14 protein-coding genes are annotated in these 17,152 nt (G+C 68.8%); 9 read left to right on the plus strand and 5 right to left on the minus strand.

Translation table 11 applies throughout. The features are described from left to right. The 4 genes from VFK57_11320 to VFK57_11335 all read left to right on the plus strand — a co-directional run. On the plus strand, positions 1 to 2,021 hold a 2,021-nt coding region (locus tag VFK57_11320; GenBank protein ID HET7696290.1), incomplete at its 5' end, for a PQQ-binding-like beta-propeller repeat protein. Between the two features lie 31 nt (positions 2,022 to 2,052). Further along, complete coding sequence (locus VFK57_11325; GenBank protein ID HET7696291.1) at positions 2,053 to 3,576, plus strand: family 43 glycosylhydrolase; 1,524 nt, start codon at positions 2,053 to 2,055, stop codon at positions 3,574 to 3,576. Then, positions 3,573 to 4,313 (plus strand): hypothetical protein, encoded by a 741-nt coding sequence (locus tag VFK57_11330; GenBank protein ID HET7696292.1) that lies wholly within the window; start codon positions 3,573 to 3,575, stop codon positions 4,311 to 4,313. Before VFK57_11325 ends, VFK57_11330 begins: the two co-directional genes overlap by 4 nt. Positions 4,314 to 4,442: 129 nt before the next feature. Next, positions 4,443 to 5,780: an MFS transporter gene (locus tag VFK57_11335; protein HET7696293.1), complete on the plus strand. Its 1,338-nt coding sequence runs from the start codon at positions 4,443 to 4,445 to the stop codon at positions 5,778 to 5,780. 6 nt (positions 5,781 to 5,786) lie between these two features. Here the strand turns inward: VFK57_11335 and VFK57_11340 are convergent, their stop codons facing one another. Then, positions 5,787 to 7,055, minus strand: a complete 1,269-nt coding sequence (locus VFK57_11340) for a mandelate racemase/muconate lactonizing enzyme family protein (GenBank protein ID HET7696294.1) — start codon at positions 7,053 to 7,055, stop codon at positions 5,787 to 5,789. 8 nt (positions 7,056 to 7,063) lie between these two features. Further along, positions 7,064 to 7,672, minus strand: coding sequence for a hypothetical protein (locus VFK57_11345; protein ID HET7696295.1), 609 nt, complete (start codon positions 7,670 to 7,672; stop codon positions 7,064 to 7,066). Between the two features lie 81 nt (positions 7,673 to 7,753). On the opposite strand from VFK57_11345, the gene VFK57_11350 reads away from it, so the two are divergent. Both VFK57_11350 and VFK57_11355 read left to right on the plus strand, forming a co-directional pair. Beyond that, the gene (locus VFK57_11350; GenBank protein HET7696296.1) at positions 7,754 to 8,509 is read left to right on the plus strand and encodes a hypothetical protein; all 756 of its coding nucleotides are present in this window, start codon (positions 7,754 to 7,756) and stop codon (positions 8,507 to 8,509) included. An 11-nt stretch (positions 8,510 to 8,520) separates the two neighbouring features. Next, positions 8,521 to 9,591 carry an endo-1,4-beta-xylanase gene (locus tag VFK57_11355; GenBank protein HET7696297.1) on the plus strand — a complete coding sequence of 357 codons (1,071 nt, stop codon included), beginning with the start codon at positions 8,521 to 8,523 and terminating at the stop codon, positions 9,589 to 9,591. Between the two features lie 64 nt (positions 9,592 to 9,655). Here the strand turns inward: VFK57_11355 and VFK57_11360 are convergent, their stop codons facing one another. Together VFK57_11360 and VFK57_11365 are read right to left on the minus strand one after the other, a co-directional pair. Next, on the minus strand, positions 9,656 to 10,582 hold the full coding sequence (locus VFK57_11360) for a pyridoxamine 5'-phosphate oxidase family protein (protein HET7696298.1): 927 nt from the start codon (positions 10,580 to 10,582) through the stop codon (positions 9,656 to 9,658). A 62-nt stretch (positions 10,583 to 10,644) separates the two neighbouring features. After that, entirely contained in the window at positions 10,645 to 11,022 is a 378-nt protein-coding gene (locus VFK57_11365; GenBank protein HET7696299.1) for a DsrE family protein, read from the minus strand. A 121-nt stretch (positions 11,023 to 11,143) separates the two neighbouring features. On the opposite strand from VFK57_11365, the gene VFK57_11370 reads away from it, so the two are divergent. The 3 genes from VFK57_11370 (at position 11,144) to VFK57_11380 (ending at position 15,455) form a co-directional block, all read left to right on the plus strand. Beyond that, complete coding sequence (locus tag VFK57_11370; protein HET7696300.1) at positions 11,144 to 11,716, plus strand: helix-turn-helix domain-containing protein; 573 nt, start codon at positions 11,144 to 11,146, stop codon at positions 11,714 to 11,716. A gap of 164 nt (positions 11,717 to 11,880) precedes the next feature. Next, positions 11,881 to 14,949: a TonB-dependent receptor gene (locus VFK57_11375; GenBank protein HET7696301.1), complete on the plus strand. Its 3,069-nt coding sequence runs from the start codon at positions 11,881 to 11,883 to the stop codon at positions 14,947 to 14,949. A gap of 23 nt (positions 14,950 to 14,972) precedes the next feature. Further along, positions 14,973 to 15,455, plus strand: a complete 483-nt coding sequence (locus VFK57_11380) for a DUF1810 family protein (protein HET7696302.1) — start codon at positions 14,973 to 14,975, stop codon at positions 15,453 to 15,455. Here VFK57_11380 and VFK57_11385 read toward each other — a convergent pair. Then, positions 15,439 to 17,152, minus strand: a 1,714-nt coding sequence (locus VFK57_11385) for a hypothetical protein (protein HET7696303.1), incomplete at its 5' end; no start/stop codon positions are given. The genes VFK57_11380 and VFK57_11385 overlap by 17 nt on opposite strands.

Consider the following 17,152-nt stretch of genomic DNA (forward strand, 5'->3'; position numbering starts at 1 on the left):
GCAATGGATCGCTGGTCGCGCTCGACGCCGCGACCGGGACGGAGCGCTGGGTGCGCGAAAGCATGACCGGCCTGACCAGCCGCGGCATGCATTACTGGGAGAGCGCCGACGGCCGCGACCAGCGCCTGATCTTTGCGATGAACAGCCTGCTCCAGGAGCTGGATGCGAAAACCGGCAGGCCGATCATGTCGTTTGGCACCAACGGCGTCGTCGATCTGCGTGTCGGCATCGACGGCCGCGACCCCGCGACGCTCGGAAATATCCAGTCGAACACGCCCGGCGAGGTCTTCCAGAACCTCATCATTCTCGGCAGCGCCACCGGCGAGGGCTACATGTCGCCGCCTGGCGACATCCGCGCCTATGACGTCCTCACCGGCACGCTGGTCTGGACCTTCCACACCGTGCCGCGGCCCGGCGAGTTCGGCTACGACACCTGGCCGAAAGACGCGTGGAAGTACGTCGGCGGCGTGAACAACTGGGGTGAGATGACCGTCGACGCGCGCCGCGGCATCGTCTACGTGCCGCTCGGCTCGCCGACCTACGACTTCTACGGCGCCGACCGCGCGGGCAGGAATCTCTTCGGCACGTCGCTCGTCGCGCTCGACGCGCGCACCGGCAGGCGCCGCTGGCATTTCCAGTTCGTGCACCATGATCTCTGGGATCTCGATCCCAGCGCGGCGCCGCAGCTGACGACGATCCGTCACAAGGGCCGCGCCCGCGACGTCGTCGTCGCCGGCGTCAAGACGCCGTGGCTGTACGTGTTCGACCGCGACAGCGGCGAGCCGATCTGGCCGATCGAGGAGCGGCCGGTGCCCGCCTCCGACATGCCGGGCGAGCAGAGCTGGCCGACGCAGCCGTATCCGACCAATCCACCGCCGCATACACGTCAGTCGTTCGGCGTGGACGACGTCAGCCCGTATCTTGCGGCGGATGAAGCCGCGCGGTTCATCACGCGGCTGCGTGCCGCGAAGAACCTCGGCCTGTTCACGCCGATCAACTACAGCGATACGGTGCACGTGCCGACGAGCAACGGCGGCGTGCTGTTCGGCGGCATGGCGTCCGAGCCCGCGACCGGCGCCGTCTATGTCGTGACGCACGACAACCCCGGAATCCTGCGGCTGCTGCGCCCGGGCGAGAGATTCGGGCGGGGAGCGCCGCCGCAGCCTCCGGGGCAGGCGGTGTATCAGCAGCACTGCGGGAGCTGCCATGGGCCCGATCGCCTCGGAACCGATGCCGCGCCCGCGCTCGTTCACGCGACGGCGGACCCGGCGAATAACGTCGCGGCCGGCGCCCCGCGCTTCGACGCCGCGGCGATCCGGACGGCGATTGCCCTCGGCAAGGGACGGATGTCGGCGTTCCCGCACCTGACCGCTGCCGACGTCGACGCGCTGGTGGCGTTGTTGACGATGGCCCCTGGCGGGCGCGGCGGTCCGGGAGCGGCCGGACGGGGCCGCGGCGGAGTCCCACTGAGCTCCGGTGCGCCGGCGGAACTGATCGTGGGCGCGGGCTCCGCGTGGACCCGCCCCGAAGTGCCCGGCGCAAGAGGACGCGGCGTGCTGCCGCCGTACCCCGACGGCGTGCCGCAGTACGAGCGCCCCGTCATCAACGAGTACAACACCGTCGGCAACCGCATCAGGCCGCCGTTCACGTCGATCGTGAAGTACGACCTGAACGTGCCGGCGATCACGTGGCGCGCGGGCTTCGGCGATGACCCGGAGCTGGCCGCCCGCGGTGTGACCGGCACCGGTGCGCCCGGACTCGTGAACGGTGTGATCGTCACCGCGTCCGGGTTGCTCTTCGGCGCGGGGCGCGACAACGCGATTCGCGCCTGGGACACCGACACCGGCGCCCAGGTCTGGTCGTCGCGCTTCGGCGGCGACTTCGTCGGCTCGCCGATCATGTACCAGACGGCAGGGCGTCAGTACCTGCTGGTCCCCGCGGCGAGCACGCCGCCGCGAGGCTCCAGTCCCGGCCCGACGGGACCGCTCGGCTGGGTCGCATACGCCTTGCCCCCCAGGTAGCGCGCTGTCCTCAACCCTCATGCCCATGACAATGTCCCTCGCGTTTCGCCTCTCTCGTGTCGCCGTGGTCGCCGCGTGTCTGCTCGCCGGCCCCGTGCTGGCGCTGGACGGCCAGCCGGCCCTGCACGATCCGTCGACGGTGATGGTTGAAAACGGCAAGTACTACGTCTACGCGACGGGCAGCGGACTGCCCATATCGATCTCGGACGACGGCTGGACGTGGCGGCGGGCGGGCAGCCTGATGCAGGCGGTGCCGGGCGGCAAACCGGGTCCGGACGTCATCGCGCGCGGCGGCAACAATACGTGGGCTCCCGACGTGATACGCGCCGGCGACAAGTACTTTCTCTACTATTCCGCGCCGGGGACGCAGCCGAAGGCGGCGATCGGCCTGCTGGTCGGCAGGACGCTCGACCCCGACTCGCCTGACTACAAGTGGGAAGACGCAGGGCCGGTGGTCTGGTCCGACGGCGTCGAGGACAGCAACGCGATCGATCCCGGCGTCTTCCGCGATCCGACGAACGGAACCCTGTGGCTCACCTACGGGTCCTACTTCGGCTACATCCGGCTCGTCGAACTGAATCCGAAGACCGGCAAACGGCTGTATCCCGATCGGAAGCCGGTCAACGTCGCGATCAACTCCGAAGCATCGATCATGATCTTCCGGGACGGCTGGTACTACCTGCTCGTCACGCACGGATCGTGCTGCGCCGGCGCCAACTCCAGCTACAACATCCGCATGGGACGCGCGAAGAAGGTGACGGGACCGTTTGTCGACAACATGGGGATCGACATGCTGCAGGGAGGCGGCAAGCTGTTCCTCGGATCGGCCGGCCGCTACATCGGTCCCGGCCATTTCGGGCTGCTGGATCTGGGAGACGGGGTGGAGAAGTTCTCCTGCCACTACGAGGCCGATCTCGATCGCGGCGGCGTCAGCGTGCTCGACATCCGTCCGCTGCTCTGGCGCGACGGCTGGCCGGTTGCCGGCGAGAACGTCAAACCCGGCACGTATTCGCTCGAGTCGGCTCGAACCGGCACCGTGCTCGAACTCGCCGTTCAGGGGATGCCGGTCGGCGGCTTTCGCGGACGCGGCGGTCGCGGCGGCGGCGCCGCACCCGGCGCGCCGCCCCCGCCTCCGCCCGCGCCGATTCCGGATCAGGAACCGTCGCACGTGTCCGCGAACTGGCCCTCGGGCGCGGCCGGTGTCCGCATGTCTCCCTACATGCTGCAGGCGCAGCAGAAGTGGAACGTCACCGCGGTCCGCGAGGCGGGCGGCTATCCTGGTTCGCCGTTCTTCAAGATCACGATCGCGGGGACGGATCGGACGCTCGCGGCGACGGCCGATCGCGAGCTGGCGGTGCTGCCCGCATTCACCGGCGGCCCGGAGCAGTTGTGGCGCATCGACCAGCTCGCCGACGGCGCCTATCGCCTGATGCCGAAGGCGGTCCCGAATTCGAAGGAGCCGCTGGCGCTCTCCGCCGTCGGCAGCAGCATGCCGACGCTGGCGCGATTCGACCCGAAGAGCGATCGCCAGCGCTGGAACATGAGGACGCCGTGATCGTGCGCATCGACACGCGGTATCGACGACTCCTCCTGCTGGTGCTGCTGCCCGCGCTGTGGGCGCCGGTGTCGGCATTCTCCAGGCTCACGACGGAAGCGCTGCAGGCCCCCGCCGCCGCTGCCACGGCCGAGGCGCGGCCGCCCGCCCCGTCGCTGAGGCGGCCCGACTCACCGGCGAAGCCGACGACCGCCGACGGGTTCATCCAGCGCTGGCTGCTTCTGGAGCCGATCCGGGTGCCGGGCCAGCTCACCGAGACCGCGGTGCGGACCGCGGTCGAGAAGGATTTCCCGGTGACCGCGGCTCCGCTTCCGCGCGACGGCGAGATCCTCAAGGTCGGCGAGACCGGGTTGACGTGGCACGCGGTCGACACGGTGAACTACAACGTCAACCTGTATCACTTCGCGTACGCGCTGAACAGGCCGACCTCGAACGTCCTCTTCTGGGCCGTGGCCGTCGTCAACGCGCCGCGCGAGATGAGCGGCGTCCGCCTGGCCGTCGGCTCCAACGCCGCGTCCGTGTGGTGGGTCAACGGCACGGAAGCGACCTCGCTCTACAACGACCGCCAGGCGGTGATCGACGACGGGGTCTCGAAGCGGCTGACGCTGAAGCAGGGCGCCAACGTGATTCGCGCCGCGATCGTCAACGCCGGCGGGGCGACGGACTTCTGCGCGCGCTTTCTCGACGGCAACGATCGGCCGATCACGACGCTGACCTCGACGCTGACGGTACGGTGAGGTGACCTCGATGCGGTGGAGAACCCGAAAGGATCTGATGCACGACGCGAGTGAGCGCAGCGAACGAGCCAGCGGGCGAGCGAGCGACGCTGCAGGGGAGTCCGAGGGGCGACGCCCCTCGGATCAGAGATGACGCCAACCCGCGCGCGGTATCGCGTGGTCGCGCTCGCCACGACGCTGGCCATGGTCACGTATCTCGATCGCGTGGCCATCGGCACGCTTGCTCCAGGCATCCGCCAGGATCTCGGGCTGACCGCGGTCCAGATGGGTTGGGTGTTCACCGCGTTTCAGCTCGCCTACGGGCTGTTCGAGGTGCCCACCGGGCGCTGGGCGGACCGCGTCGGGACGCGGTCCGTGATGGCGCGCATCGTGATCTGGTGGTCGGCGCTGACCGCGGCGACGGCGGCGGCGTTCAACTATCCGATCATGCTCGCGGTCCGCTTCCTGTTCGGCGTCGGGGAAGCGGGCGCGTGGCCCTGCGTGGCGCGGACGTTTTCCCGGTGGATCCCGTCCAGCGAGCGCGGACGCGCCCAGGGCATCTTCTTCGCGGGCGCCCACCTGGTCGCCGGACTGACGCCGGCCGTCATCGTCGGCGGCGGCCTGCTCGGCAGCTGGTGGCCCGGCATGCTCAGCGCGATGTCGTGGCGCGGCGTGTTCGTCGTCTTCGGCCTGGTCGGGATCGTGTGGGTCGCGGTCTGGTTGTATTGGTTCAGGAACGACCCGTCGGAACATCCGGCGGTGAACGCCGCGGAGCTCGCCGTCATCGTGGCAGGCAGGCCGCGCGAGTCGGCACATCCGAGCGGCCTGGCTTACTGGGGCCAGCTGATTCGCAGCCGCAACATGATCGCCCTCAGCGTCATGTACATCCCGAACTGCATGATCTTCTATTTCTGCATCACCTGGCTGCCGACGTACCTCCTGGAGCGGCACGGTTTCAATATCTCCGGCATGGCGCTCTACGCGGGTCTGCCGCTGCTGGTCAGCATTCCAGGCGACCTGCTCGGAGGGTGGCTGACGGACCGTCTCTCCGGCCGCTACGGCCTTCGCGTCGGCCGCTGCGGGCTCGGCGCCGTCGCGTATGTGTCGGTCGGCGTCTGCCTGATTGGCGCCGGCAACGCCTCGTCGCCCGTGCTGGCGGCGGTGCTGATCGCGATCGGCACCGGGCTGACCATGTTCACGCTCGGCGCGGCGTGGGGGACCGCGATCGAGATCGGCGGCAATCACGTCGGCGTCGTCGGCGGCACGATGAACTCCATCGGCAACCTCGTCGCCATGCTCAATCCGCTGATCGTCGCCTACTCGGTCGAATGGTTCGCGAGCTGGGACGTGCCCCTCTACGTGATGGGCAGCCTGTTTCTCGTCGGCGCCGCGTGCTGGACGATCATCGATCCGCGGCGGCCGGTGTTCGGCGCGGATCTTCCTGCGTTCGAACCGCACGCCGCCGCGGAGGCGATGCGCGCCCGCTGACGCGGCTCACGCCAGAAAGGGGACGTTGGGGACGGCGTACTTGCGCATTGCCTCCTCGTTCATCTCGACGCCGATGCCGGGCTTGTCCGACACCCGGATGAATCCCTTTTCGACCCACGGCCCGTCGTAGGTGACGATTTCCTTCCACATGGGCTGCGTGTCGAAGTAGGTCTGCCACTCGAGGATCATGAAGTTCGGCACCGACGCGCACACGTGGCACGACGCCATCGCGCCGAGGAACGACGCCACCATGTGCGGCGCGAACGGCACGTAGTACAAGTTGGCGAGGTTGGCCATGCGCTGCCCTTCGCCGAGACCACCGGCCTTCTGCAGGTCGGGCATGATGATGTCCACTGCGCCCGTCTCGAGCAGGCGCCGGAAGCCGTGTGCGAGGTAGACGTTCTCACCGGCGCAGATCGGCGTCGACGTCGAATCGGCGATCAGCTTGTAGGCGTCGACGTTCTCCGCCGGGACCGGCTCTTCCAGCCACATCAGGTTGAGCGGTTCCACCCGTTTCGCCACCTGCTGCCCGGTGGGATAGTCGTAGCGGGCGTGCATGTCGGCGCAGATGTCGATCTTCGGTCCGACCGCCTGGCGCGCGGCGGTGAGCTGATCCACCATGCGCTGGATTTCGGCCGGGCTCGCCGTCCAGTTGAACTGGTCGTATTTGTTGGGGTCGGCCCCCTGATCGAGGTCGAACTTGATCGCGGTGTAGCCGGCCTTGACGGCGTTCGCCGCCGCCTGCGCGAAGTGCTCCGGCGTCGGCAGGCGTGCCTGGTACAACGCGGTGTCGCAGTAGACGCGGATGCGATCGCGGAACTTGCCGCCGAGCAGCTGGTAGACCGGCACGTTCAGCGCCTTCCCGGCGAGATCCCACAGCGCCGTTTCGACGGCGCTCAGGACGGCGATGTACATGCCGGACTGCGCCCCCGAAAAGACGCCCCCCTTCCGCACCTGTTCGAACAGGCGGTGGACGTTGAGCGGACTCTGGTTGCGGATTCGCTGGCCGAAGCTCTGGACGAGATGATAGGTCCCCTGCACGGCGTCGACGGCCTCGCCCCATCCCGAGATGCCCTGGTTCGTGTTGATCTTCACGAACACGCTTCCACGGATGTAGCCGCACTTCAGGTCGGTGATCCGCAAGGCGGACGGGGCCGACGCCTGTTTCGCGTTGTCCACCGCCTGGCCGAACGCGGCGAGAGGCCGCGCGGCGGCCGCGGCCGCCAATGCGCCCATGGTCAGAAAAGTGCGGCGTCCGGTCGTCGTCTGCTTCATGATCGCTCCTACTTGATCTCGAACACGTATGCGCGCTCGCCGGCGCCCGGCGCCGGGCCCGCGTGCGCGGTCCCCGCGGGAACGAACGTGGCCTTGGGCGACGGGCCGCCGAAGATCAGCTCGACCGCGTCCCCGGCATGCCGATGCGCCGGCAGCGACGAGCCTTCGGTCACCAGCCAGGCGGCGGCGCGATTGTTCTCCCAGGCGGGGGCGCCCGCGACCTGGCGGAGGCCGTCGGCCGGCGGCTCGCCCCCCTGGCGCGGCGCCGGGGCCTTGACTTCGATGAGCACCGCCCGCATCGGCGGATCGCTGGCCCCTTCCTCGACGTGCGTGACGCCGGCGCGATTGGTCTGGAACACCCAGGCCCTGGTCGGCACCAGGCGTCCCGGCGCCTCTCCCTGCGTGATGATCCGATTGCCCTCCGCGTACGAGATGCCGACGAGGTCGTACCGGTGCGTGTGGAGCGGGTATTTCTGTTTGAGCCACGACACGTCCCAGACCGCGACGGCGTCGTTCTCGAGCAGTTTCGTGGTGCCCGGCCTGGGGAACGGCGGCGGCAGTTCGGTGCCCTGCGTCACGAGCATCGCCGTCACCAGGATCGCGTTCAGGACTTCCATCGCCTCCTCCGGTGTTGTTGCGCCATCTGAGCGGTCCGTTGCGTACCGCGCTACTATACCCGCAAGTCAAGGAGTCAGATCATGCCCACGCGCCGTCTGTTTCGCCTGCTGGTGATCGCCCTGCCGGTCTGCGCCGCCGCGACCGCCGCCGTGCTTCTCGCGGCGCAGAGTGCCGAGCCGCCCGGCGACCCGCTGGTTGCCGGCTTCAAGAGCACCTACCCGGCCTCGGTCTCCGACGCGGTCGAACTCGTCACCGGCACGAACGGGACGATGCGCCATGACATGAAGCTGATGACCGGCGCGAATCTGGTGGGCCGTGCCGTGACGGCGCTGGCGAGGCCCGCGCCCGCCGACCGCGCCACGCCCGCCCTCGCCACCAAGCACTCGGTCGAGATGATCGACGAGGCGAAGCCCGGCGAGGTCGGGGTGATCGTGATGGAAGGATCGCTGGACATCGCGGCGATGGGCAACCTGATGGCGACGGCCGCGGTGGAGCGCGGCATGGCCGGCATGGTGCTGGACGGCGCCATTCGCGATCTGTGGGACGTGCGGCGGATGGGGCTCACCGTCTATGCCCGGTCGAAGTCGCCGCGGACGGCGGTCGGCCACTATGCCACCGTCGCCAGGAACGTTCCCGTCGAGTGCGGCGGCGTCACCGTGCGTCCGGGAGACATCATCGTCGCCGACGAGGATGGCGTGGTGGTGGTGCCGCAGGACCGCGCCGCGGAGGTGCTCAAACGCGCCCAGGCGATCGACCAGCAGGAGAGCGGCATGTTCCCGTTCATCCGGGAGTTCAAGTCGCTCTCCAAAGCCATCGCCAAGTTCAACCGGATCTGAAGGAGCCTGGTATGAGATTGCTTGTCGCGGGCGCCGGCCTCGCCCTGGTCGTCGCCGCGGCCCCGCAGGAGGCCGCGCTCAAGGACCTGATGCCGAAGGGGATGGTGATCGGTGCCGCCATCAACCAGCGGCAGTTCGACGGGGTGGATACCGCTGCCGTCGAGATCATCACGAAACAGTTCAACCAGATCAGCCCGGAGAACGCGCTGAAGTTCCAGCCGACGCAGCCGGCGGCCGACCGCTACACCTTCGAGGCCGCCGATCGCTACGTGCAGTTCGGCGTCGATCGCCGCATGCAGGTGATCGGGCACACCCTCGTCTGGCACAACCAGACGGGCGCGTGGGTGTTCCAGGGGGAGGACGGCAAGCCCGCCGATCGCGAGACGCTGCTGGCGCGGATGCGCGATCACATCCGCACCGTGATGGGGCGCTACAAAGGGAAGATTCACGGGTGGGACGTCGTCAACGAGGCGATCGACGAAGACGGTTCCCTGCGCAAGTCCCCGTGGCAGGTCGGCATCGGCGACGACTACGTGGCCAAGGCGTTCGAGTTCGCCCGCGAGGCCGACCCTGGCGCGGAGCTGTATTACAACGACTTCAACCTCGAGAAGCCCGCGAAGCGCGCGGGGGTGATCAAGCTGGTGAAGGATCTCCAGGCGCGCAAGCTGCGCATCGACGGCATCGGCAACCAGGCGCACTGGCGGCTCGAGACCCCCACGATCGACGAGATCGACGCGACGCTCGTGGATCTGCACGCCACCGGGCTGAAGGTGATGTACACCGAGCTCGACATCAATCTCCTGCCGAATACGCCGCGCGGCGCCGATCCGGCGGTGGCCAACCCCTACGCGAACGGACTGCCGGACGAGGTGCAGCAGCAGCTCGCGCGCCGCTACGCCGACGTGTTCCGGGTGTTCGTCAAACATCGCGATGCCGTCACCCGCGTCACGTTCTGGGGCCTGAGCGACGCCGACTCGTGGCTGAACCGCGGGCGCATGAACTATCCGCTGCTGTGGGATCGACAGCGTCAGCCGAAGCCGGCGTTCAACGCCGTCGTCGACGTGCTGCGCAGCGCGAGATGAGCAGCCTCCGGCATCCGGAGCCGGCGTGCGGTGATGCCGCCGGCTTCGTTGCCCGGCGGTGCGCTCAGCTCGCGGGAGGGTTCAAGGGAGAGCGATCGATCAGCGTCCACTGGAGCGCCGGCGTCAGCGGGGACACCGCCCATTCGCCGGCGGTCAGCGACCACCACCGGCCGGTCCCGCCGGTGGCACCACGCTCCTCGCCGCCGTCGAGCGCCAGGCCGACCTCGCCCCAGACCTGCAACTGTCGATGGCCCGCAAAGTCGGGAAACACAAGGGCCGCCCGAGGATTGACGGCGAAGTTGCCGAGCGTGCCGAACATCGAGTTGCCCGGATAGTCGGGGACCCAGAGCCGGCGTCCCTCGACCTTGACGAATCCCGGCTCTCCTCCGCGGTGGGAGACGTCGACCCGTCCTTGCGGATGCGCGCTCGCGACGAAGAAGGTGTCGGCGCTGCGAATCCACTCGATCACCGCGGGCGTCAGCGTCGTTCCCCGCTCCGCCTGCGCGGGCGGGTCGACCCGCGGCGTGACGGCGACCGCTTCGCGGCGCTGGATGTACTTCGGGCAGTTCGGGAACGCCTCTTCGACCTGCACCCGAACGGTGTCCGCCGTCGCATCGGCGATCCGGCCGTTGACGCGCAGCCGCCGCCGGGTCGTCAGCTCGATGAACAGGACGCCGACCTGTCCGCCTGGCTGCAGTCCGGGCAGCGGCGCCGCCAGTGTCTCCACCGCATGCGCCGGCAGCCGCAGCGTCAGGGAAGAGCCTTCCGTGTCGGAAGAGGCAAACCCTCTCTCCCCACCGACGAACGACGCCTGCACGCGACCTGCCGGCGAGAGCGAGGCAATCACGCAGTACTGCTGCTCGGCGACGAACGGTCGCGCGCGCGGCGGGATGAGGTGTCCGATCCCGCGGGAGTTCAGGATCGCCCGGGCGCGTTCGCCGGTGCGCTCCTGGACGGTCACTTCGCCGGCATGGAACGGGTCGCGTGACATGTGAACGCCTTTCGAGGTGAGTGGAACGCGGCCGCCGCGCGGCGCGGCAGCCGCCTCCGCGTCTAGAAGGTCACCAGCTGGTAGCCGGCGTCGAGATACTTCGACAGGTCCACCACACCCGAGGTCCCCGGAATCGCCCTCTCGTTCACCAGCGGCACCCCGCAGGCCTGCACCGACGCGGTGGCGCCGAAGACGTCGGCGCAGCCGCCGCAGACGCCGACGACGCGGTCCTCGACGGCCTGGTAGAGGGCATGGGCCGGATGTTCCGGCTTGACGACTTCGGCGGCCCAGCGCACGCCGGCCCCCTGAAAGATGAGCGCGACATCCTGCTGGTTCTCGCGCAGTTCATAGGTGACGAACAAGGCGTTGAAGAGGCGGCCCAGCGCCTCGTCCGATCCGGACTTGGGATCGGAGAACACGACGACGGCGGTTTTCGACATGACACACTCCTGAGATATGTTTACCGTTCGTTCGGTAATATACGCAGTGTGGTCCGGCCGCGGCGGCCTGTCAAGTTGTTTCTTTACCGTTCGTTCGGTATGCTGTCTGGCGGAGGTGGGGATGGGACGCAGGCCGACGGTGGACGACGACGAGCTGATCGCCAGCCTGAGCCGGGTGTTTCGCGACGTCGGCTTCGAGGGGGCGACGCTGTCGATGCTCGAACGCGCCACCGGACTGAAGAAGGCCAGCCTCTACCATCGCTTTCCGGACGGCAAGGCGCAGATGGCGGCGGAGGTCCTCGGCGCGGCCGGCAGCTGGCTCGAATCGAATGTCCTCTCGCCGCTGCGCGGCACGCAATCCCCCCGGACGCGCGTCGACGCCCTGGTCAAGCGGCTCGACCAGTTCTACTCCGGCGGCAGGCAGGCGTGTCTCTTGAACATGCTCTCGTCGTCCCGCATCCAGGATGGTCCCTTCACCGCGACCATCCGGCAGATGTTCGAGGCGCTGGCCGAGGCGCTGGCGGCGGTGGCGAAGGATGCGGGCGCCGACGCACGAACGGCGCGGGCCCGGGCCGAGCGCGTGATCATGCTGCTGCAGGGGAGCCTGGTGCTGTCCCGCGGGGTCGGCTCCACGCGTCCGTTCCGCGAGTTTCTCAGGTCGCTTCCCGCCGAGCTGCTGCACGCCGGAAAGTAGGAACGTTCGAGGTTCGGGCCGGCGGCGGGATTTCCCGCGGGCCCCGGAAATAGTTCCCTGCGGCGTCGGGCGGTAGCGCGCCCGCCTCCCTGCCGTGCCGCGACGCAGCCCGGCGGATCGGCAGCACGGGCTTTGCAGCGTGCTCCACGATTCAGGACTCACCGATGGCTGCACTCTTCGCTCGCCCGCCGGCGATTGCCGCGCTCTGCCTGGTTCTCATGGCTGCGGGTTCCTCGTCCGCGCAGGAGCGGTACGGGGGCATCACTGGTGTGGTCAGGGACCAAAGCGGCGGCGTGCTCCCCGGCGTCACCGTGACGCTGACCGAGCAGGCCGGCGGCCGTGCGATCGTGACCGTGAGCGACGCCGAAGGCGCCTATCGCGCGGTCCGCCTCGAGCCGGGCCGCTACCAAATCAAGTTCGCGTTGAGCGGCTTCGCGCTGTTCGAGCAGGCGGCCGTCGTGATTCTCCTCGGCAGGACCGTCGAACTCGATGCCACGCTCGCCATCTCCGGCGTGGCGGAGACCGTGCAGGTGATGACCGGCCCCGCGCCGCTCATCGACGTCAGGACGGTGACGGTCGCGCACAACATGGCCGCCGAGGAGTTCGACCTGCTGCCGAAGACGCGCGCCTTCACGTCGCTGGCGGCGATCGCCCCGACGGTGAACGCCGGGGTGATCGAAGGCGGCCTGCAGGTGAACGGGGCCAGCGCCGCCGAGAACGCGTTCACCATCGACGGGGTGATCGTCAACAGCCTGATCCACGCGCGCCCGCGCCAGAGCGCGGCCTTCGAGTACTTGCAGGAAGTCCAGGTGAAGACCGCCGGCGTCTCCGCCGAGTACGGCGGCGCCCTCGGCGGCGTCATCAGCGCCGTCACGCGTTCGGGGGGCAACCGGTTCAGGGGGGAAGCGCACTACTTCTACGAGGGCAGCGCGCTGGCCGCGGCGCCGGTCTCCCGCCTCGTCCTCGACCCGATCGACGACCGCCGCGTCACCTACGTCCAGGACGCCGGGGGCTCCGACGATCGTCACGAACTCGGCGGCTCGCTTGGCGGGCCGATTGCCAGGGATCGCGTGTTCTTCTTCGCGTCGGCGTCGCCGCAGCTGGTGCGCCGCGCGTATCCGTATCTCTTCGGCGCGGCCGATCGCGGCACGATCGCGCAGCGTCAGACGGCGCACCAGGCATTCGGCAAGATCAGCGTGGCCGCCGGCCGGCTCAACGCCTACGCGACGGTGCTGCACACGCCGGTGGCGTCGACCGGCACGCTGCCCGCGTACGACGGCACGATCCCCAACAGCATCGTCAGCTCGCGCGCCGCGAATGCCGTCAACGACCGTCGCGGCTTCGACGTCTCCGCCACGTCCACCAGCGTCAACGTCGATCTGCTGCTCTCGGGATCCTCGATGCTGACGCTGCGGGGCGGGTTCTTCCACGACTCGTATTCGGATGCCGGGATCCCGAACGTCACGAGCGTCACCTACCAGACGTCCAACGTCGGGCTGGCCGGCATCCCTGCTTCCTGGCAGGGACCGGCCGGCACGAGCAACACGCCGCGCGCGATGATCGTCGCGCACGACACGACGTCGCGCTCGTTCGGCGGCATCGATTACACGAAGATGTTTGCCGCCGCCGGCCGGCACCAGCTCAAGGGGGGAGCCGCGGTGCAATGGACCGCGAATGACGTCGAGGCCGCCTATCCGGGCGGCTACGTGTTCGTCTATTGGGATCGGACCTTCTCCTTCGGCGGCGCGACCGGACGCGGGCCATACGGCTACTACGAAGTGCACGATCGCGGCATTCGCGGCCGGGCGAGCGCGCCGATGACGGCGCTGTACGTGCAGGACGAATGGCGGGCGGGATCGCGCCTCACGTTCGACCTCGGCGTGCGCGCCGAGAACGAGCGCCTGCCGACCTACCGTCCGGATCTCAGGAGATACGCCTTCCGCTTCGGATTCGGCGACCGCGTCGCGCCGCGGCTGGGCGTGGCGTTCGATGCCGGCCGCGACGGGCGCCTCAAGCTCTTTGCGAGCTGGGGCCGCTACTACGACTGGACGAAATACGAGCTGCCTCGCGATTCGTTCGGCGCCGACTTCTGGACCATCCGCTATCGGGCGCTGGAGTCGCCGGACGTGTCATCGCTCGGTCTCGACAACGCGCCCGGCCGCGACCTCTGGATCGTGCCCGGCACCGTCCGCGATCAGCGCGTGCCGAGCTTCGACAACATCGATCCGCAGCTCGAGCCGACCTGGCAGGACAGCACCAGCGCCGGATTGGAGTTCCAGATCGCGCCCGCGACGGTCGTCACGGCCCGCTACGTGCGAACCGATCTGCGGCAGGTCATCGACGACATCGGCGCGTTGATCGGCGGCAATACGGTGCTGATGATTGCGAATCCGGGATCGGGCCGCGCGCGAACGATGCCCACGTCCGGGCTGACGGCGCCGTTCCCGACACCGGCCGTGAAACGGCAGTACGACGGGCTCGATGTCGGGATTACGCGGCGCCTGGCGAACCGGTGGTTCGGCGGCGCGAGCTACACCCTCAGCCGCCTCTACGGCAATTACGGCGGGTTGGCGAGCTCCGACGAGATCCGGACGCCGACGACGGGCGCCAGCTTCAAGACGCACCAGCAACAGTCCGGCAGCGTCGCGAATCCCGGCGGCAGCGTCAACAACGCGTGGAACCTCGATCAGGTGGTGTGGGATGCGCACGGGCGGCTGGACGTCGCCGGCCGGCTCGCCACCGACCGGCCGCACGTGCTGAAGCTCTACGGAGGAGGAACGCTGGCGGCGGGCACCGATCTCGGGATGACCGTGCTGGCCGCGAGCGGGACCCCGATCAGCACCTACGTCAACACGACCGCGCAGGCCGAAGTGTTCGTCAACGGGCGCGGCGACATGGGACGGACGCCGGCGCTGACGCAGACCGACGCCGTGCTCGCGCACCAGTTCGCATTTCCCGGCCGCAGCCGGCTGCGCCTGCAGCTCACCGTGCTCAATGTCTTCAACCAGAAGACGCCGCGCCACCTCTTCAACTGGCTCAATCGCGGCGCCGGCATCGCGCGCGCATCGTCAGCCATCGATCTGAGCCGGATCGATCTGGCGAAGGGCTACGACTATGAGGCGCTGATCCGCGCCACGCCGGACGGGGCGAACGCCTTCGATCCCCGCTACGGCAAGGCCGACCTGTTCAACGACGGGCGGCAGGCGCAGCTGATGGTGCGGATCGCGTTCTGAGATCGCCGTATCCTCGTTTCGTGATGTCGCTCGACCGCTTTCGTGAGGCGCAGAATTCAGCGTTCGCCGGATTCGACACGGCGCTGGACGAGCTGCGCTCGGGCGGAAAGCGCAGCCACTGGATCTGGTACGTCTTCCCGCAGCTCGACGGCCTGGGATCGTCCACCTACGCGCGAACGTTCGCGCTGAATGGTGTCGCGGAAGCGGAGGAGTACCTTCGCGACCCGGAACTGCGCCGGCGGCTGCTCGGCGTGACCACGGTGGTCGCCGAGCAGCTTCGCAAGGGCACGGCCGTCGACGTGTTGATGGGATCCGACATCGATGCGAAGAAGCTCGTCTCGTCGCTGACGCTTTTCCGTCACGTCGCGCGGTCGCTGCCCGGACGCAAGGGATCCGACGAGTATGCGGCGCTGGCGCGCGCCGCGGACGACGTGTTGGCGGTCGCCGCGGCCCAGGGATATCCGCCGTGCGCGTACACGCTGGGCCGGCTCAGAAGCTCACCTTGAGCGCCACCTGCATGATCCGCTCGCCGGCGCTCGCCAGCGGACGTCCGAAGGTCGTCGATCGCGTCAGCGTGGTGCCGGCGACGCTGTAGTAGGTCGCGTCCAGGCTGCTGAAGTTGCTGCGGTTGAACAGGTTGAAGGCTTCCCAGATGAGCGTCATCCGCGCGGCGCCGATCGGCACGTCGCGGGCGATGCGCGGATCGAAGCTCACGACGGCCGGCAGTCTGAACTGATTCCGGCGGGTGCCGGGCGCGATGTCGTTCCGGGTGTTGCCGTCGTTGTTCAGATCGACGGCGCCCACGCGTGCGGTGTACGGCTGACCCGACTGCGCCGTCAGAATCGCGCTGACCGTCCAGCCGCGGGCGAACGCGCCGGCGAGACCCTCGCCGGCGAAGGCGTTCGTGCTGAACACGGCGCTGCCGACGAAGCGGTGGCGCTGATCGTTGTTGCCGGCGGTCCGGTCCGCCTCGAAGTCCGCGGGATTCGACGCGTATTTCAGATCGTCGCCGGCGTTGCCCGGCACGACCGCCGTGGCGTCGGGCACGGTGTCTTCGACCTTGCCCAGGGTGTAAGCGGCGCGCAGCTGGAGGCTGCCCGCGAACCGCCGGTTCAATTCCACGGTGACGCCGTTGTAGCGTGATTCGGCGGTCGATTCGAACGCAATCACGCGCTGGAAGCTGGCGAAGCGGCGATCGGTTCCGAAGAACGGATACGCGAACGTCTCTCCGCTGCCCGCGACCGTGAACGTCCGCGTCGACGGCGTGCCGAGGTTGCGATCGATGGAGCGCGGCAGGGCGGTGCCGTCGACGAACAGAAAGGTCACCGACAGGCTCGTCTGCGGCAGCAGCTGCCACTCGACGGCGGCATTGGCCTGCATCAACCGCGAATTGCGGAAATCCTGGTCGATGTAGAAGATGCTCGGCCGCGCGGCGACGCCGCTGGATGGGATCTGCGCGAACTTCTGCGGATAGGTCGGCACGGCGTCTCCCGTGAAGGTGAGCGAGACGATGTTCACGCCGTTGTTCGAATGCGCGGTGCCGAGCATGATCGAGGGGGTGCGGCCGTAGAACAGTCCCCAGCCGCCGCGCACGGCGAACGCGGATCCCCGGGGGCTCCACGCCAGGCCGAGCCGCGGGCCCCAGTTGTTGGTGTCCGCGTCGAGCCGGCTCGTGTCGATCCCGGCGGCGGCAAGCTGCGCGTCCGGGTTCCGCACCCGGGGCGCCTGCGTCTTCATCAGGTCGTAGCGCAGGCCGGCATTGACGGTCAGGTTCGGCGTCGCCTGCCATTGATCCTGGACGAAGAACGAATACTCCTGGATATCCGGCGTCGTCTCCGCGCCCGTCGTGTTCGGGCCGGCGAAATTCTGCTGATAGAACTCGTTGGCGCCGCTCGGCCGTCCGCCGGCGAACGAGGCGAGGCTGCGGAAGGTGTACGAGCCGCTGAAGAAGCCGGGGAAGCGGTTCAGGATGTCGTCGAACTGGAAATCGAACCCGGTCTTCACCTTGTGCACGCCGCGCGCCCACGTCAACGCGTCCGCCACCTGCCAGCGCTTGATCGTCGTCTCGCGCGGGCTGAAGAAGTTGCGGCCGATCACCAGCACCGTCGCGCCCCCCTGGCGCACCGTGGCTTCCGGATTGTCGCTGTTGGCAAAGCCGGGCTCGCCATCCTTCGCCCACTGCACGCGCGCCTCGTTGAGAAAC

The sequence above is a fragment of the Vicinamibacterales bacterium genome, assembly GCA_035699745.1.
GTDB lineage: Bacteria > Acidobacteriota > Vicinamibacteria > Vicinamibacterales > 2-12-FULL-66-21 > JAICSD01.